The organism is Arthrobacter sp. TmtSoilC51 (genome assembly GCF_055388015.1).
On the sequence record NZ_AP035877.1, the window covers coordinates 2,447,485 to 2,465,380 of the forward strand.

Below are 17,896 nucleotides of genomic sequence, written 5' to 3' on the forward strand. Positions count from 1 at the left end.
CTTACTTGCCCCAGCAGATCTGGGACGCCTCAGTGGTGGTGATGCTCTTCACGCCGTCGACGGGCTTGTCCGTGACGAGCTCGACACCGGTGTTGAAGAAGTCCAGGCCCTCGGAGTTGGCAGGCTTCTTGCCGGTCTTTGCCAGGTCAACAATGGCCTTGACTCCAAGCTCGGCCATCTTCACCGGGTACTGCTGTGCCGTGGCGCCGATCACGCCGGACTTGACGTTGTTCACGCCTGAGCAGCCGCCATCAACGGAGACGATCAGGGCGTCTTTTTCCTTGCCCGCGGATTTCAGTGCTTCGAAGGCACCGGCAGCGGCAGGCTCGTTGATCGTGTAGACGACGTTGATGTTGGGGTTCTTGGCCAGCAGGGTTTCCATGGCGGTACGTCCGCCGTCTTCGGCGCCTTGGGAAGCCTGGCTGCCGACGATTTCGTACTCGCCGCCCTTGCCGCCGGTGTACTTGCCCGTCTTGGCTTCGTCGCCGTTCTTCTTCTTATCGGCAGTGTCGATGCCCAGTCCAGTCAGGAAGCCCTGGTCACGGTTATAGTCAACGGACACAACCTTGTCATCGAAGAGGTCCACAAGTGCGATCACAGCCTTCTTGCCCGCCAGCTGCTGGGCGGTCCACTTGCCGATCAGCTCACCGGCGGCAAAGTTGTCCGTAGCAAACGTGATGTCAGCGGCATCGGCGGGGTCCGGCGGGGTATCCAGGGCGATCACGAACAAGCCGGCGTCCTTGGCCTTCTTCAAGGCATCCACTACCGACGGACCGTTGGGCGTGATGAGAATTCCCTTGTCGCCCTTGGAGATCGCGTTTTCAATGGCCTGGATCTGGGTGTCTTCGTCGCCGTCGGCCTTGCCTGCGGCAAGCTTGAGATCAACGCCGTCCGCCGCGGCAGCCTTCTTGGCGCCATCCTGCATCGACACAAAGAACGGGTTGGACGTGGTCTTCACGATCAGCGAAACGCCGATCTTTTCATTGGTGTTTCCGCTGGACGAGGGCGTGGAACCGCCGCCGCATGCTGTGAGGCTTAGTGCGCCCAGGGTCAGGACTGCACCAGCGGCAAGAAGGCGGGTCTTGGCCGATTTGGAACTCAACATTGAAACTCCTGTTTTTTGTGGCTGCTCATGGCGAGTGATTCCCCCATGACAACGTTGTCAGGTAACATGTAACCAATCTCACACGGTGCAGTCAAGTGTTAATTGAAGTTGAGGAGTAGTTCGTTGACAACGATGTCTAATCGTTACCAACCCGATTCTGTGCGCAAGCCCCCCACCATGAAAAATGTCGCAGACCTTGCCGGGGTGGGCATCAAGACGGTCTCAAGAGTGGTGAACGACGAACCCGGCGTTTCGGAGGAAACACGGCAAAAGGTCCTCCGGGCAACGGAACAACTGCAGTACCACCTGGACATCACAGCCGGCAGCCTGAAACGCTCCGGCCGCAAGACCCAATCCATAGGATTGTTGCTTCCGAGTGTGTCCAACCCCTTCAGCGGCGAGATCCACCGCGCGATGGAAGACGCTTTGGCTGTGCGGGGAATCGCCGTCTTCGCTTCAAGCCTGGATGACGATCCGGACCGCGAAAGGAAGCTGATCTCGGCTTTCCTGGGGCGCCGGGTTGATGGACTTGTGCTGACCACGATCGCCAAGAGCCAGGCGTACATGATCCCGGAACACTCACGGGACATGCCCTTGGTGTTCATCGACCGCGAGCCCGTGGGGGTCGAGGCAGATGCGGTAGTCACGGACAACGAGGTGGGCGCCGCGGCGGCAGCCGCGCATCTCATCAAGCATGGCCACACCAAACTGGCCTACCTTGGGGACCGGACCGATATCCAGACTGCCGTGAAACGGCGCACAGGTTTCCTGGACGAGATCGGCAGGTCCGGCATCGCGACCTCCACGGTTGCGGTCCGCGAGAATCTCCACGACGAGGAAACTGCCCTCCGGGCTGCACACGAACTGCTCACTTCGGAGAACCCTCCAACGGCGATCTTCTCCAGTCAGAACCTGGTGACATTCGGTGCCATGCGGGCACTGAAATCCCTCGGGTTGCACCATAAAGTTGCCTTGGTCGGATTTGACGACTTCACCCTGGCCGACATGATGGAGCCCGGAGTCACCGTGATTGCCCAGCACCCTGAACGCATCGGAAAGCTCGCTGCCGAGAGGATCCTTGCAAGGATCGACGGTGACAACCGCGCACCGCAAACCTATATCGTCCCAACAGAACTCATCCCCAGGGGCTCCGGCGAGATACTGCCCCCGAACTAACCAAAAGCAATCCCACTCAACCGACCAAAGGACCGGACATGACCAAAACCTTGTACGCAGAATTCACCGTCAAGGAAGGCAGCGAAACCAGAGTCGCTGAAATGATGGCAGAACTCACCGGACACGTCCGCAACGAACCCGGCAACGTCACCTTCCTGCCCTACACCCGCGAAACCAATCCACGGGAATATTTCGTGTTCGAGGTCTACCGCGACGAGGAAGCCTTCCAGGAACACATCAGCGCGGAATACGGCCAAAAGTTCAACACCGAACTTGCCCAACACATCGAAGGCGACGGATCCGTCCTCACCTGGCTCAGGCCACTGATCTAGCCCCATGCAGCCCTCCCCAGTCGCGACACGTGCAACGGCTAAATCGGGCATCCTTCAAACGAAACACACTCGGCACACTCTTGCGCGCACCTCCAGGGGTAGCCACAGTTCCCCAATGCGGCACAGAAACGCGAAAAGGACGGCGGCCGGCGTAAGCCGGCCGCCGTCCTTGCCTTCGAGCCTTGATGGTTCGGCGCCGACGGACAGGCTGCACGAGCGCATCACTGGGACGGTGCCAACATTGGCATCGCCAGCTTGCCCGGGTGTTTCCTGCGTAGCCGATCGTGGGCTGCTGTGGGTCCCCGGACTGCATGCAGCCAGGGGCCCACAGGAGCTTACTTCTTTCCGGGAAGGAACATGGACTGTTCCATCGGCGTCACGGTCAACGACTTCAACTGCGCTGTTCCACCTTCCGCGAAGAGCGCCATCTTGTCCGCTCCGGCGTTCGGGAACACCTGGTCGGTGATGGTCCGCAGGCCGTCGGCGGTGAACACCTCTACTGATGAGTGGTCGAGGTAGATCCGCAGGGTGATGTTGCCCTTATTGTCCAGGGTGACAGGGGCGTCATCCACGGAAGCGAATGCCGGGTGGAAAGTGGTGTTCCCGGACTTTGTGCGGTCAACGAAGATCTTTCCGGTTGTGGCGTCGTAGCCGATGATGGTGGAGGAGTTGCCGTCGCCCAGTACGGTGATGCCGGACTTCTTCGCGGTGCCGGGGGCGAAGGTGATGTCCAAGCGCTGGACCTGGCCCGAAGTCGTCGCCGGCAGCGACGTTGTTCCGGCCGCGACAGCGCCGCCCTTCTTATCGGCGTAGCTGGGCTTTTGCGCGAGGTCGTCCACTTGCTTAACTGCACTTTGGGTAAGGCGTGGTCCGTAGGGTGTCTGGGTCAGCTGCACCTCCCGGGGCAGTGACATGGCGCTGCGCCAGGGGCTGGTTGGGATGTTGTTGGCGTAGTCCCAGTTATTCATCCAACCCAGCATGACCCGCTTGTTGTCGGGCATGTTGGAGAAGGAAACGGCCGCGTAGTAGTCGCGTCCGTAGTCCAGCCAGTCATAGGACTCCAGCCGGGACTGCGCTGCTGTGGAGCTTGCAGTGAACTCGTCCGCGAGTATATGCCCCCAGCCGAACCTGTTGTTATCGACAACCTTGATTTGTGCCTGCTGGCCAACGAATTCCTTGACACTCCACGATGCCCAATCCAGGGTTTCGCTGTCGTTGCCGGTGGCCGTGCGGACCACCTGTCCGTTGACTACCAAGTTCACCGTTTCTTCGTCAGACCTGGGAACGGCGGCGGTGTCGGTGAGCATGACGTGGTCAAGGGTCAGGTGTCCCCACCCGCCGGTAGCTTGGTCAACGACCCGCAGCTGTGCATTCTGTCCCGCGTATTCCGAAACGTCCCAGCCTTTCCAGTTCAGCACCCCGGCGTTATCGCCCGCCAAGGAGCGGACCACGTTGCCGTTGACGAGTAGTTGGACGGCCAATGTCTGACCGGAGTCCGCCGAGCGGTTGCCGCCTCCGACCAGCATGCTCATGAAGTTCTTCGTGATGGGGAACTCGGGGGATGTCAGGGTACCCTGACGGTCATCACCGGGTACGGTGCCGGTTTCGAACGTGTTGATTCGTTTGGCGCCAAGGTAAAAGTCCCCACCGCTAGTGGCCGGCTGGAAATTGGGGGTCAGGTCTCCTGTCCCGGTCCAGCCGGCATCGGCCAGCGTTGTACCTTCGGGTACCTCGAAGCCGTCAAACTTCAGCTCTCCTACGGGCGGGGTATTGTCCAATTTGTCGGAGACGCGGGGGTGCTTGCCGCCGCCGATAAGGAAGTTCAGGTAGTCCTCGGTCACGGTGAAGGTTGGTGACTGCATGGAACCCAGAGGCCAGTCGCCGTCGTTAAATGAGTTGATCAGTCCTGAGCCGCCGAATCCGGTCACCGGGCTCTGACCGGGCAGGGAACCGGCCGCGGGAGCGTCGCCGAAAGGGCCATTCTTCCAGTTGCCCGGCTCGTTGTTTACTGTCCAGCCGTTGTAGGTGCCGTCGTTGAAGCCGGCCAGGACAGTGCCAGCCGGTGCCGCTGTGGCTGGTTCGGTGGTTTCGGAGGTGAACGTGGTGCCGTCGAAGTTACCCACGAAATACTGGCCGCCCGAGCCTCCCGCGACCCCGCCGGGGTTGATGTTCACGACCATGACCCACTTGATGTTGTTCTTATCCCCATCCACCGCGAGCGGGAACAAATCGGGGCATTCCCACTGGCCGCCGGTCGCGTTCGCGGGCCCGAATTCGCTCAAGGCAGTCCAGTCCTTGAGGTTGCCGGACTTGTAGAGGACAACCTTGTGATCTTGCGATTCGACTGCGGTCATGACCCAATAGCCACCGCCGGACGGGCTGTCATACCAGAAGACCTTCGGGTCGCGGAAATTGGCTGAATTGCGATTCAGCACAGGATTGCCGGAGTACTTGGTCCAAGTCTGGCCATCATCCAGGCTGTAGGCCAGAGACTGGGCCTGCAGGCCGCGGTGCGGGGAGGCTTCCTTGTAGGCGCTGGTGTAGATGGCCACCAGCGGGGGATTTTCCTTCGTCCCGAATCCCGTGGTGTTGTCCTTGTCAACCACGATGCTGCCGGAGAACACATCCTCCTGCGCATCGGTGGACAGGGCCAGGGGCTGCTCCTGCCAGTGAACCAGGTCCTTCGACGTCGCATGGCCCCACGACATATTCCCCCACGTGTTGCCGGAGGGGTTGTGCTGGTAGAACAAGTGATAGACACCCTTGTGGAAAACCATCCCGTTGGGATCGTTCATCCAGTTTTTCTCTGGCGTGTAGTGGTAGGCAGGTCGATATTGCTCACTTCCCACCTCTGGTGCCGCAGAGGCTGGCGCCACACCGGCCATGACGCCCGAAAGCGTCAGTCCCGCCAATGTCAACGCAGACGTCGCTGCCCGCATCCTACTGATCTTGAATTTAGTCATTGTTCTTCTTGCTCGCCCTTCATTGAGCGTGCCCATCCCCACGTAGACAACGTTGTCAGTGCCTGTAAGCTACGACAAGTCCAGCGGACAAGTCAACGGTTTCTTATGCCCTGAAGGGTCCATCGATCGAATTTCGAGCACTCAGACATCGTTGTCACCTCGATTACCCCAGCCGCAAGCCCGGGCGCGCAACGAACTTAGTTAGGCAGACCCTATGCGAGCCAACTGGGGTTGTTGACGGATACGAAGTAACGCGGGTAATGTCAGTCACATGTTCGGCCAGTAACGCGCGTTACTGCTGGTTACCCTGACCGAGCAGCCAGATCAGGGAAAAGCCCGCAGCATTCAAGATTCCGCCGTCGAAATCGTCGCCAGCGGTAAGCCGCTCATGCCACGCGTCATCCGGCCCTGGGCGGGGAGTAGGTAAGGCCGGTCACCGCCAAAGTTACGGTGTGTCTCCTCTCGTTCTACGCATGGACGGCTGCCGGGGTCCCTGGGACTACCCGGGGCCTGTTGCCCTGACACACGGCCTCGTTGGACAGATCATCAGAACCCACTTGTGTGGCAGCACCGATGCTGCCCGGAAAGAAGCTGAAACTCATGGAAGCATTACCATCGGTCTCGCGTCGTGTACTACTCACCGGAGGCAGTGCGGTTGCGTTCGCCGGCTCGATTGCGCTGTCAGGACAGGCCGGGCCCGCCGCGGCAGCCACGCCAATGACCCAAGCCACTGCAACGGGCGGCTCACTCTCGAAGGGAACATCCCGGATGCGCCCGGTCTATCACTTCAGTGTGCCCGACAACTGGAAGAACGACCCCCAACGACCCATCTACCTTGACGGGGAGTACCACTACTACTACTTGTACAACGCCGACTACATCAGTGGCGGCGGCGGCACGTCCTGGCGCCGTGCCACCACTACTGATCACGTCGCGTTCCGGGACCGGGGTGTGGCGATACCGAAGTTCAGCAACGACAACGGTGACTGTTGGTCCGGATGCCTGGTGGTTGATGAGGGAAATACTGCGGGCTACGGGGCGGGTTCGGTCATTGCTCTTGTCACCCAGGCGCCGGAAGGCCGACAAGCGCAGTACCTCTGGTACTCCACGGACGGGGGCGCTCCTTTGAGCCCGGAGGTGTGGTGCCGGTACTGCCCAACCCGGGGGTGCATGATTTCCGCGATCCCAAGGTGATGTGGGATGAGGACCGTGGCCGGTGGTTCATGGCCAATGCGGAGGGGCAAAAGCTGGGCTTCTACGCTTCCCCGGACCTGCGGTCCTGGAAGCGTGTTGGCGAGTTTTTTCGCAGCGACTTGGGGCTTCTGGAGTGCCCTGACGTCTTTCGGATGACTGCCGACGACGGCACCTCGCATTGGGTCTTGGGCACCAGCGCGAACGGGAAGGGCCGCGGACTGCCCGCGACGTATGCCTACTGGACTGGAGCTTTTGACGGCAGTTCCTTCACGCCCGACCGTTCCGAGCCGGAATGGCTCGATTACGGCTTCGATTTCTATGGCGCAGTGACCTACCCACATCACGATGCATCGGGTGCGGTGGACCCAACTCTCCGGCGGGCGATCGGGTGGGCAAATTTCTGGGACTATCCCCACAACACACCAACACTGGCAACTGACGGTTACAACGGTGACGACATGATCGTGCGCGATGTTCAGCTCAAGCGTGGAAACGATGCCTATTACCTCGCCTCCGCCCCCACGTCTGCGCTGGGAAACCACGTGACGCGCACACACCGCCTGGGCGATGTGGCGGTAGCAGGTACAAAGGACGTTAATGTCCGCTCGAACGCCTACGATCTGACCTGCGAGCTCGTCTGGGACCCCGCCGCACCACCCGCCAATCTCGGTCTTGAGCTATGTCGCCCACCAGGAGGAGGCAGGCACGTCGCCGCCGGTGCCTACCTGCGTGGCCCATTCACCTACGTCAATCGCTGCCCCACCATCAACCCTACGGCGGGCGAAACCCAAACCCCGGTGGACCCCTCAACCGGGCGACTCACGCTACGCATCCTGGTGGATTGCACCAGCGTCGAGATGTTTGTCGGAGATGGGCGCGTGGTGCACTCACACCGGGTGTTCCCCCTTGAAGGAGACAATGGCATCCGCCTCTACGCCCAGGATGGGGCGGCCACGTTTCGGGCACTGACCATTCGTGAGCTCAAGGTCACGCCATAGCGTGCGCTCCAACTTTCACCTGCTTCAGCCAGTACGGTGCACCGCCGTATAACCACGTCGGTCTCCGGCCCGGTCGATTGGTCCGCGGGCTGCCGGTCGAGGCGTGCCGGACCGGTCCGCCGTCGGAATTTTCGCCAACTGTCCGCCGCTCACGGCCCGCGTTTACAAGGCTTTGGGCCGTGAGCACGTGAGCCTCGCCTCCGAGGGTACCGTGAGGCTGCTCTCGTTCGGGTAAGCGAACTGGGACACCGGGTAATGGGGCGCTGCATCATCGGTGCCGAGCGGGGAGCCAGCCTGCGCTGTGCTGTACTGGCTCAGAGCCGCTTCCCATTCCTGGAAGCTGGCGAATGCGCCCGGCATCACGCTGACAGCGGCTCCCTCCGCTTCATGGTCACGGCTTCGGCTTCGGCTTCGGTGACTGGGGTCATACGAAGAATCCAGTGCAGGAGGCGCTGCCGCTCCCGGCACTGTGCGCAGGGGTTCACTCAGTAGTTGTTCACCAACCAAGGGTCGCAGCTGGCGGGGACGCCGGAATTATATCCGGCCATAAATGCCTTGGACCTCTGATCCGGGGTACCGTGGTGCCCTGGATCCTGGAAGTGGTAGTCACCGAGGAGCGTCAGCATCGGTATTTGCAGTGACTTGTCCATTCCAGATCTTTATTGCCATGATCCGGGAAATGACGATGGTGTTGTCGGTATCGCAGTAGAAGGCATCGTCGTACGTTGTCATCCTACCGACGCCTGACTTGGAGCAGGGTGTAAATACCGACTCGTTCGTGCCGGGAAAGGTCACGTTCACCTAGGGCGCCTGATTGCCCGCGCCAAACCAGACCTTTGTCCAGAACTTATCAACGTCAGTCACAATCACCGTCAAGAATGAAGCCATCGTGGCCACGGTGTTGCCTGTGGATCTCAGTTGCTGTCCCTCCCGGGTAGCCGGCTGTTGTGGGAGCTTCGTGGTGGCCGGTGAGGTTGCAGGTGGAGAGCTTTTCGGCTGCGGGGTGACGGTTTTGGTTGAGGGCGTAACGGATGGAGTCGTTGGCGTCGGAGTTACGGACGGGGACACGGAAGTCGATGGCGCGTAGGACGCGAAGGAGACGTGGGGATTGGACCTCCTGCCTTGGGCGTTGACGAACACGCCGAGCAGAATAGGACGAAGACGAAGAACGGGCAGGACGCAATTCTGTTGGGTCTCATGGGGTCTCGTTCTCATGCAGTAAGTGCCGGATTCGAGGCGACCCCACCCAAGGTCGTCGGTGCAGACGGAACATCTGTTGCGTGTCGTGGTGATTCTGAATGTACCCCTGTTGCCTGCGGATTACATCAGCCTGGTCCTCTGAGCGTTCGCGTTCTGTGGCTTCGCGGAATTTTCGCGACATTGTGTATGTTGCAGTCGAAGATCCGAACGGAAGAGGGAGAAGCGAAGACTGTGGCAGCTGATTACGACGAGGTGCGGTCTGACGTCAAGGAATCCCAGGAGAGCTCGCTTGATGCCTTGAAGTCAGCCAACGCACCCGATGCACGCAGTGTTGTTCTGGAGCTCGACCAGGCTGATGGCCTGGACCAGGAAGGCCCTGGCGGCGAGATCATCGCCGAAGAATTGATCGTCCAGGTGATTCCGGCGGCAGCCGACGAGTTCACATGCTTCTCGTGTTTCCTGGTCCGGCACAGGTCCCAGATCGCACGCGAAAAAGACGGTCACGCATACTGCGTTGAGTGCGAGGGTTAGTACAACTAGACGTCGTCGCCCGGACCCGAAGCCGCACAGACGCCGCCACCCGTGCCTACATCGAGCGTCGCACCGCAGAAGGCAGGAGCCCAAGGGAAGTCCGCCACTGCCTCAAACGCCTCATCGCCCGCCAGATTTCCGCCAACTCCAGACACTCATGGCTTGACTTATCACCATGGAGGGGTCGTCTAGAGCCGATATGCACACATGTGATGAGCACCTATGTAAGGTCAGCAACTAGCCGCATGGACAGTGACAAACAGCGAGTGCAGACCCCCTGCGGAGGGCGGACGCGCTGACGGTAGGCACCGAAGTCCGGGACAACCCGCTTGGCAGCCCCTGAGCTGTTGCCGCCTCCGAGCAACGAAGCTGAATTGATCTAGGCGTATAGGAGTTGCTCAAGTCCAGGCTCAAACTCGTCATGGTGTCCATGACAAGCCGTCAGTGCTCGAAACGGCCGGCAAAGTGTGGTGATCAATCTGCGGAACCATGCGTACGGCACGCTAAGTACCTCGTCCTGCTTCTGCAAGGAATCTAAAGGCGCTCCACGGCCTCGAAACCAATCGGCAGTCCTGCCGGTGTCGGGCTGCGAACGACGGCTGACGCTGCTGTCCCGCTCGGAACACGGCCCGTCCGTCACAAGAAAGGCATGCCAATTCCTGGCGGGTTGCTCTCTGCTCTTCCGGAAGAAGCCCTGCGGTCCATTCCGTGCCATCCAATATGCTTTTTGCCATATACAAGGTGCCTCCTCGTGTATCGCTAACTGAAGTTCGAACGGCCATCAATAAGCTCCGCCGCCGGCCACCTCGCGAACGCTGGTATCCCGCGAGGTGGCCGGTCACCAGTCTGGGCGGGATAAGTCTTTGGCACCTCATTGCGTGCCATCTTTGTTCTGGAGACGATTCGGCCGTCTGAAGGTCATAGGCCGCAGGTAGCCCCTGCGGCCCATGACCGGCCTTCAGGTCTGTCATTTCGAGCTGGGTCGTCCGGGGATATGGCTAAGAATGGACTTAGAGAAGCCGCCATCGACGCAGATATCTTGACCGGTGACATAGCCGGATAGTGGGCTTACGAGAAATTCGATCACGTTGGCGATGTCCATCGGATCTCCTATTCTTGCGAGCGGAATAATTTCCTCCCGTGCCTTCTTGATTTTCGGATCTTCATACATTTTTTCGGTCATCCGAGTATGGGTCATGCCGGGGGAGACTACATTGACGCGGATGCCCTCGGGTGCCCATTCCAATGCCAGTGTCTGGGCCAACATTGTCAGCGCGGCCTTGCTTGGGCTGTAGGCGCCGGATCCCGCGTGTGGTTGTTGACCGGACATGGACGAGGTGAAGCAGGCGGCGCCGTGGCTGTCCTTCAGGTGCTGGTAGCTTGCTTTGGCGAGAAGCCATGGGCCGCGCAGGTTGACGGAGAACATTGCGTCCCAGTCTTCAAGTGAGACGTCGCATATGGGTCCCGGGTTGGCGATTCCGGCGTTGGCTACCAACGCGTCCAGGCCACCGAATTCTGCAACTGCAGCTTTGACCAGCTGGCTCGGCACGTTGGGGTCGCCGAGATCACCTGCCAGTGCGATGGCGGTGCCTCCCATAGCCTGGATTGAACGAACGACCTGCTCTTGGCTGCTGTTTGATTCGTGTCCGCAGACTGCAATCATTGGCTGCTCCCCGCGCGCAAGGGCTGCCTCCGCGAGTCTCAGGGAGGCTGCTGCGCCGATTCCGCTGCTTCCGCCACTGACCAAAGCCCTCATTACACAAACTCCTTTTTCAGGTTGTTTCGCATTGAAAATTAGACCTCAACAATGCTGGTTTCTTCCATGCTTAGATAAATTCTTGGTGGAGCCTGGTTTTCGGCGTGAGGAGTTAGCTCTCCAGTTCCCATCCGTGGTTCTTGAGGTCCTGCATTGCTTTCGCAAATTCGTGGACCGGATTGTCCTCACGGATGATCTCCAGAACGACGTTCCCGACGCCGCACGTGTCCTTGACGGCGTCGCCCAGCCCATTCCAGTTGATGACTCCCGTGCCGATGGGGTCGTGACCCCAAGTGTCCACGCCGGTGTCGGAAATGTGCACCAGTCCGATGGCCTGGTGATGCTCCCGCAGACTAGCGACGGGATCTTCTCCGATGTAAGCGGCGTTGGCGACGTCGTAGACGATCTTGACAGAATTGTCGTTGATCGTGCTGACGACACCTGCCAAGTCCTGAATTGTGGGAGTGAAGCAGTACGGGGTGTTTTCGAAGAGCAATCGTGTGCCGGCCTGCTTGGCCACCGGGATGAGACTTTCCAGGCTTTCATACATCCATCCGTGGACGCTTTCGAGCGACGGCGAGATCATAGGACGGCGGGTGCCGGGGGAGATCACAACCTCGGGTACGTCCCATGCGGCCGCCAAGTCGATGACCGACTTGATGTGATCAATACTTTTGCGGCGCATGCTGGCCCCGGGGCTGGCCAGGTTGATGTCATATCCGCCGGCGTTCAAGGACCGTATTTTCGCGCCGTACCGGCTGAGCCTGTCTTGGATTGCTGTGCGTTCGGAGGGCGGTAGCTCATCCGGCCAGCAGTGCGGGGAACTGACTGGAACTTCGAACGTTTTGTAGCCGTTGTCGACAAGTTCGGCTATCGCATCGATCGCCGTCGCTGACCAAAGATATGAAAACGTATTGATAATCATGCTGTTCACGTAGGAGAAGTCCTCTCAATTCCGCGCCATGGAGAAAAGGCTTACCTTCATAACGCGCTATTAATCTTGAGCTGCAGCCGAGCTGCCGCAGCTCCGAGCCGACCGTCTATTTGGAGTGCCGGGAGACGTCGACCATCGACGTCGTGCCCGAAACCAACTTTTCGCCTTCGAGTACCTCAGGGTCTGCGAGTGCCACGGTGGAACGGTCACCGCGGTTGCCGGTCTCCGGCAGCGTGAAGTACACGACGAGGCACAATGCGACGACGACGATCATGTAGACAGCGACGAGCATCGGCTGGCCGGCTCCGACAAATGCGGCAGCGATCAGAGGTGCGGTTCCACCAAAGACGGCAATCACGATCTGATGCGCGAAGCCGATGCCTGATACCCGGACGGAGGCCGGGAACAGTTCGGCCTGGATGGTCGGATAGACCGACTGCCAGATGCCGAGAACTACCCACCCGGAGGCCGAGACCAGGACGTATACCCAGAAGCCCGGCTGGTTGAGGAGCAGGAGCAATGGGTAGAAGAGAACGATCATGCCGATGGCGCCGATGATTGGGAAGATTTTGCGCCGGCCGAGTCGATCAGAGAGTGCGCCGCATGTCGGCACGATAATCACCAGCAGGGCCAGCCCGATAACGCTTCCGGCGAGTGTGGACGAGAGGTCCCGGCCGCTGGTGAGTTTGGCGTACGTGGGAAGGAAGGTGGCCCAGGTGTAGTAGGCCACGGCTGGTGCGGAGAGTGCAGCTGCCTGAAGCAGGGCCTTCGGGTGCTCGCGAAGCAGGTCCATCAGGCGTGCCGCAGCGGACTTCTGGTCGACCAGGGCTTCTGCTTCGAATTCGGGGGTTTCTTCAGCCCGGGCCCTCAGGATCAGGCCGACAATGCCGAGGAAGCCGCCCACAACGAAGGGGATGCGCCATCCCCATGCGGCGAGATCGGCGGTGGAGAACGATGACGTCACCATCGCTGCGGCGCCCGTAGCTGCCAGGGTTGCAAGGCCACTTGCCATGTTGGTGAAGGAACCGAACAAGCCTCGCCTGTTCGCTGGAGCGTGTTCGACCATGAACGCGATGGCACTTTGGCCCTCGCTGCCGGCCGAAATGCCCTGGATGACGCGGGCAACCAGGAAGAGGACGGGTGCCGCATAGCCGATACTCGCAAATGATGGTGTGAGGCCGATGATGAGTGAGCCGAGCGCCATCCCGGAGACGGATAGAGTCAGGATGAGCCGCCGTCCAAAACGATCAGCCAGTGGCGAGATGATGATGCCGCTAAGAGGCCGAACAACAAACCCAACGGCATATGTCAGGAGTGCGGCGATCAGGGAGGCGAACGGGGAGTCGCTGGGGAATATCTGCGACGAGAATACCGCTGCGAGCAGCCCATAGATGTACCAGTCGTACCACTCGACGAAGTGGCCGATCGTGCCTGCAATCAGGTTCAGGGTGCGGCGCGGATGTTTGGACGTTTCGGGACGCCCCGAAGTGTCGGGACTGCCGACTGCTTCTTTTGAGGTCTTCATTGAACTCTCCATGTTTTCACGTTTAGCGCTGTGGTTATAGTGCTGGATCTGGGCACCTGGTGTGCGGGACAGGGCCGCCTGTAAATGCGTCCGACCGGATGACGAAATGCCAGGGGAGGCGGCCGGTGCGGGGCGGGCGGCGCTGCTTGCTAATAAGCGAAGAAAGCTTTCACAAACCTCCAGGCTCCGAATGAGATCGGTTGCTGAGATCGGTTGCATTCAACGATACGGATGGAATGTGATCTTTGTCAATGTGCAGTAGAGACGCTTCGTCCCATGCCAACGCCACTCACGGCCCGTCGCGAGGCTGCATCAATCGAGGGAAAGCGGTGCCTCGTTGTCGAAGTCCTGAAACTGCACGCCGGACCAGGTGCATTCCAGGCGGCCGTAGGTGGCCCAGTAGTCATCCCAGTGTGCGAGTTTCCAGTTGTCGCGCTCCAAAGCACGCCGGATGAGTCGCGAACGCAGGACGTCTTGCGGCACCCGGACTCGTATCACGGTGATCTCGGGAGAGGGCCAGTGGAAGTCATTTACCGCACGGGTCAGGTAGTCCGGATCGCCAAAATAGGCCCCGAAGGGGGCATCGAGGACTACGGAGCGGCCGAGGCGCAGGTTTACTCCTGCCACATCCATGAGGGTCTCGTACTCAAGGGGCAGCAGATTGGCACGATAGTAATCGTTTGACTCGCGGTCGGTTGGGTCATGCCCCGTGGCGGTCAGTGCGAATTCGACGAAGCGGCCGCTCACCCGGTCCTTGTCAAGGTAAGCCGCTTGATGCTTCTCAGCCGTTTGTTGAGCGATGGTTGTTTTCCCTGAGCCGGCTGGTCCAATGACGATGAAGACCTGGGGAGACATTATCCGCGGGCCTCTGCTACTGCTGCGAGGAAGGCTCGGGCTGCTTCGGTGACGCGGGTGAAGTCCCCGTCAGGCTGCCATGCCTTGGTAACGTAGCTGCCCACGCCGACACCTGCTACGCCTGCGGCGAACCACTCGCCAACATTTTCCAGTGTGACGCCACCTGCGGGCATGATCGGCAGGTGCGCCAGAGGTGCCAGCACTGCCTTCGCATAGGCCACCCCGCCGGCCTCGGTGGGGAAGAGCTTGAGGATGTCAGCACCTGCCTCGGCGGACTCAACGAATTCCGTGGGTGTGAAGGCTCCGCTGATGGTTGGCACCTGATAGCGGTTCGCGGTCCGGATCATCGCGGGGTTCAACTGGGGGCTGACGAGGAACTCGGCGCCAGCGCGGATGCACTCGTACGCGGAGTGCTCGTCAAGAACCGTTCCTGCACCGACCGCCACGCCGCGGGGTCCATGTTTTGCGGCCAGGCGCCGGATCACCTCAACGGCCCCGGGTATCGACAGGGTGATCTCCAATGCCCGGAAGCCCCCCTCGATGGCAGCCTCCGCGACCTTCTCGGCAACCTCGGCGCTCTCAAGTCGCACGATAAGGACAGCCCCGGACTCATCGATGGTCTGCAGGGTACGAAGTTTTTTATTCATGATGGCCTCTCTGGCCGGGTGGCTCTTTTGCTCCAGCCAACCCCGGCTCTATTGATGTTTCGTTGACAAACTCTCCCACCATCCATAGTGTTATTGCAACCGATCTCAGCAACCGATCTCATACAAGGGGGTATTGCGGTTGACTAAAGTACGAACAATCATTCTTGGTGCTTCCCATTGGCATGTTCCACTCTGCGCACAGGCCATGGCCGAAGAACACGACATGATCGCAGTAGGCGACGATGATGTCTCCCGTGTGCAGGTGCAGAAACTGGCAAACGGCTGGGGAGCGCCGGTTGAAGCTGACTGGCAGAAACTGCTGGATTTGCCCGACGTCGGACTCGCCTATGTGTTTGGTCCCCACGAGGGTATGGCAGAAAAGTGCATGGCCCTGATCGAGCGGGGTATTCCTTTCGTAGTGGAAAAGCCATTGGGCACCTCCCTTGGAGAGCTAGCCACCGTGCGCCAAGCCGCCGAAGCAGCAGGCGTACCGGCCACTGTGCCCTTGGTGCAGCGTGGCGGCCCGACGGACCAATGGCTCGCCAAGGCAGGCCGGCCAAGTTATCAACGGTCCTCGTTCATTGCTGGTCCGCCATCCCGGTACCTCCACAATGCCAATCCCTGGATGCTCGATCCTTCCAGGGCTGGGGGAGGCTGCCTGGCCAACCTAGCCCCACATTTTGTTGACCTGTTTCTAAGGGGCACCGGCGAATCAGAGCTGCAGGTGCAATCCCGGCTCTCAACAGTCCTTCACGGCCAAGATATTGAGGATCACGCGAGCCTTATCCTCACCACGCCCGAGGGCCGCGAAACCATCGTGGAAGTCGGCTACGCATTCCCGGGCTCGCCGCTGAAGCGGTACTGCAGCTTCACATCGGTCGGCGAAGCGGGATTCGCCGCCGTTGATTCCGACGGCACAGCTACTTTCACGTCAACGGACGGCACCACGGAAGTCGACAAGATCAATGTCGATAGCGACCCACTCTACGATCCGTTTGTCCGAAGTGTCGCCCGGACGCTGGAAGATGGATTCCAGGGCCTGACAACGCTGGCCCAGCTCGAAGATGTCATGCGCCCCATTTGGCGGGCCTATGACGATCAGCACGGAGGAAGAGAACATGCCTGACTTGAGTATCGACGTCGTCGCAAAAGCCGCTGGTGTCCATCGGTCAACGGTCTCCCGGGCGTTCTCGCGCCCTGAGGCTGTGAAAAGTGAAACGCGCGAGCATATCCTTCGGGTCGCCGAGGGACTTGGCTACACCATGAGTCCGTTGGCGCAGGCGCTCCGTCGAAAGACCAGCACCATCATCCCTCTGATCGTCCCTGACATTACGAACCCGTTCTTCGCGGAACTTGCCAAGACGATGACACAAGCAGCTGACGAGCGCGGCTACCAGCTCATGCTTTGCGTCACCAACGGCGACCCTGCCAAATCCGACGGATACTTCACGGCCATGCAGGCGATGTATGCCCCGTTCGGGATTGTGGCACCCTCCACAAAGGTGGACACCGAGGCGCTGAAGCGTTTCGCCTTCGGCCACAAGGTGGTGGTGATTGACCGCGTGGAAGGCGACGACTCCGTTCCAACGGTTACCGTCGACAGCCGCAAAGGAATCATGCTGGCGTTGGATCATCTGCATTCCCTGGGGCATACCTCGATCGGATACGTATCCGGTATCGCCGGGACACACACGGCCCAGGACCGGATGGACGCCTATCTGGAGCTCACCGCCCAAAGCGGAAGCACTCCTGTAGTGCTCGACAGCGGGTCAGACCTTGATGCGGGCACGCGCGGTGCGGAGCATTTCCTGGAAATGGACAACCCGCCAACAGCTATCATCGCGGCCAACGACATGGTGGCTTTTGCCGTGATCTCGGCACTGGGCAGCAGCGGCCTACGGGTGCCGGACGACGTCTCGGTGGTCGGCTTCGATGGTCTGGCTCTCGGTGCCCGCTTCAACCCACCACTGACAACGGTCCGCCAGCCCATCGCTGACATGGGACACATCGCCATCGAACTGGCCGAAAAACAGAATCTGGACGGGTCGGTGGACCATATCGTCCTCGAACCTGAGCTTCTGGTCCGTGGCTCCACTTCCGGGCCGCGCAAATGAGCGGCGCGCAGGAGCAGAGGCTCCGGCCTCTGCCGGGCCTCCAGCACACGGACCACGTCGGCTTGACAGTTCCAAACCTCGAAGAAGGCATTCGCTTCTTCGTCGACGTCCTCGGAGCTGAAGAGCTATACCGCTCCGAACGCGGGCCAGACGAAGAATTCATGCCCACGAACTTCGAAGTCCCTGCAGATGCCAAGCTCACACTTGCCATGCTGCGCCTGCCACCGAATCTCAATATCGAACTTTTCGAGTGGAGCAGCGCTGAGCGGCGGGAGACACCACCGAGGCATTGCGACGCTGGAGGGCACCATCTGTGCTTCGTCGTGGACGACGTCGATGACGCCATCGCCGTGCTGAAGGAAACGCCTGGGGTTCGTGTGCTCGGTGAACGCAAGGAAGTCGCTGGCGATAGCCCGCGCGTAGCCGGCAACCGTTGGACCTATTTCATAACCCCCTGGGGCCTGCTGATGGAGATCGTGGATCGATCCCGCGTCCCGGCCCCGCCCCGGCTGGTCGGTCCCTCGGACTGGACAGCATCTCCAAACACTTCAGAAAGGACATAGAAC

Annotated in this window: 17 protein-coding genes and 1 pseudogene; 8 read left to right on the forward strand and 10 right to left on the reverse strand. The window is 60.2% G+C overall.

The features are described from left to right. Nucleotide 1 precedes the first annotated feature (1 nt). A complete protein-coding gene (locus ACZ5G6_RS11175; protein ID WP_223935676.1) occupies nt 2–1,105 on the reverse strand; it encodes a substrate-binding domain-containing protein in 1,104 nt (367 codons plus the stop codon). 177 nt (nt 1,106–1,282) lie between these two features. Here ACZ5G6_RS11175 and ACZ5G6_RS11180 point away from each other — a divergent pair, with 177 nt between their 5' ends. Both ACZ5G6_RS11180 and ACZ5G6_RS11185 read left to right on the forward strand, forming a co-directional pair. Next, nucleotides 1,283–2,281 carry a LacI family DNA-binding transcriptional regulator gene (locus ACZ5G6_RS11180; protein ID WP_498691575.1) on the forward strand — a complete coding sequence of 333 codons (999 nt, stop codon included), beginning with the start codon at nt 1,283–1,285 and terminating at the stop codon, nt 2,279–2,281. A 38-nt stretch (nt 2,282–2,319) separates the two neighbouring features. Then, entirely contained in the window at nt 2,320–2,613 is a 294-nt protein-coding gene (locus ACZ5G6_RS11185) for a putative quinol monooxygenase (RefSeq protein WP_223937434.1), read from the forward strand. Nucleotides 2,614–2,948: 335 nt separating this feature from the next. Here the strand turns inward: ACZ5G6_RS11185 and ACZ5G6_RS11190 are convergent, their stop codons facing one another. Continuing rightward, on the reverse strand, nt 2,949–5,552 hold the full coding sequence (locus ACZ5G6_RS11190) for a GH32 C-terminal domain-containing protein (protein WP_498691836.1): 2,604 nt from the start codon (nt 5,550–5,552) through the stop codon (nt 2,949–2,951). Between the two features lie 792 nt (nt 5,553–6,344). Between ACZ5G6_RS11190 and ACZ5G6_RS11195 the strand changes: the two are divergent. Beyond that, nucleotides 6,345–7,204, forward strand: a pseudogene (locus ACZ5G6_RS11195) (glycoside hydrolase family 32 protein); the annotation flags it as partial. Between the two features lie 24 nt (nt 7,205–7,228). Then, entirely contained in the window at nt 7,229–7,768 is a 540-nt protein-coding gene (locus tag ACZ5G6_RS11200) for a GH32 C-terminal domain-containing protein (RefSeq protein WP_498691838.1), read from the forward strand. A gap of 162 nt (nt 7,769–7,930) precedes the next feature. Here the strand turns inward: ACZ5G6_RS11200 and ACZ5G6_RS11205 are convergent, their stop codons facing one another. Both ACZ5G6_RS11205 and ACZ5G6_RS11210 read right to left on the reverse strand, forming a co-directional pair. After that, nucleotides 7,931–8,131, reverse strand: a complete 201-nt coding sequence (locus ACZ5G6_RS11205) for a hypothetical protein (RefSeq protein ID WP_498691578.1) — start codon at nt 8,129–8,131, stop codon at nt 7,931–7,933. Between the two features lie 243 nt (nt 8,132–8,374). Then, nucleotides 8,375–8,500, reverse strand: a complete 126-nt coding sequence (locus tag ACZ5G6_RS11210) for a hypothetical protein (RefSeq protein ID WP_498691579.1) — start codon at nt 8,498–8,500, stop codon at nt 8,375–8,377. Nucleotides 8,501–9,199: 699 nt separating this feature from the next. Here ACZ5G6_RS11210 and ACZ5G6_RS11215 point away from each other — a divergent pair. Next, entirely contained in the window at nt 9,200–9,499 is a 300-nt protein-coding gene (locus tag ACZ5G6_RS11215; protein WP_223937438.1) for a DUF4193 domain-containing protein, read from the forward strand. A 5-nt stretch (nt 9,500–9,504) separates the two neighbouring features. On the opposite strand, the gene ACZ5G6_RS11220 is transcribed toward ACZ5G6_RS11215, so the two are convergent. The 6 genes from ACZ5G6_RS11220 to ACZ5G6_RS11245 form a co-directional block, all read right to left on the reverse strand. Continuing rightward, entirely contained in the window at nt 9,505–9,654 is a 150-nt protein-coding gene (locus tag ACZ5G6_RS11220; protein ID WP_498691582.1) for a hypothetical protein, read from the reverse strand. Nucleotides 9,655–10,466: 812 nt separating this feature from the next. Continuing rightward, a complete protein-coding gene (locus ACZ5G6_RS11225) occupies nt 10,467–11,255 on the reverse strand; it encodes an SDR family NAD(P)-dependent oxidoreductase (RefSeq protein WP_223937440.1) in 789 nt (262 codons plus the stop codon). A 112-nt stretch (nt 11,256–11,367) separates the two neighbouring features. After that, nucleotides 11,368–12,180, reverse strand: coding sequence for a sugar phosphate isomerase/epimerase family protein (locus tag ACZ5G6_RS11230; protein WP_498691840.1), 813 nt, complete (start codon nt 12,178–12,180; stop codon nt 11,368–11,370). A gap of 115 nt (nt 12,181–12,295) precedes the next feature. Next, nucleotides 12,296–13,714, reverse strand: a complete 1,419-nt coding sequence (locus tag ACZ5G6_RS11235; protein WP_498691584.1) for an MFS transporter — start codon at nt 13,712–13,714, stop codon at nt 12,296–12,298. Nucleotides 13,715–14,026: 312 nt separating this feature from the next. Beyond that, entirely contained in the window at nt 14,027–14,569 is a 543-nt protein-coding gene (locus tag ACZ5G6_RS11240; protein ID WP_498691586.1) for a P-loop nucleotide/nucleoside kinase family protein, read from the reverse strand. Continuing rightward, nucleotides 14,569–15,216, reverse strand: a complete 648-nt coding sequence (locus ACZ5G6_RS11245; protein WP_223937443.1) for a bifunctional 4-hydroxy-2-oxoglutarate aldolase/2-dehydro-3-deoxy-phosphogluconate aldolase — start codon at nt 15,214–15,216, stop codon at nt 14,569–14,571. The genes ACZ5G6_RS11240 and ACZ5G6_RS11245 overlap by 1 nt, the downstream gene beginning before the upstream one ends. A gap of 139 nt (nt 15,217–15,355) precedes the next feature. On the opposite strand from ACZ5G6_RS11245, the gene ACZ5G6_RS11250 reads away from it, so the two are divergent. From ACZ5G6_RS11250 to ACZ5G6_RS11260, 3 genes are read left to right on the forward strand one after another with little or no spacing between them, the layout of a single operon-like run. Next, entirely contained in the window at nt 15,356–16,342 is a 987-nt protein-coding gene (locus ACZ5G6_RS11250; protein WP_498691587.1) for a Gfo/Idh/MocA family protein, read from the forward strand. After that, on the forward strand, nt 16,335–17,330 hold the full coding sequence (locus tag ACZ5G6_RS11255; protein WP_223937445.1) for a LacI family DNA-binding transcriptional regulator: 996 nt from the start codon (nt 16,335–16,337) through the stop codon (nt 17,328–17,330). The genes ACZ5G6_RS11250 and ACZ5G6_RS11255 overlap by 8 nt, the downstream gene beginning before the upstream one ends. Further along, nucleotides 17,327–17,893 (forward strand): VOC family protein, encoded by a 567-nt coding sequence (locus ACZ5G6_RS11260; RefSeq protein ID WP_223937446.1) that lies wholly within the window; start codon nt 17,327–17,329, stop codon nt 17,891–17,893. The genes ACZ5G6_RS11255 and ACZ5G6_RS11260 overlap by 4 nt, the downstream gene beginning before the upstream one ends. Nucleotides 17,894–17,896 lie beyond the last annotated feature (3 nt).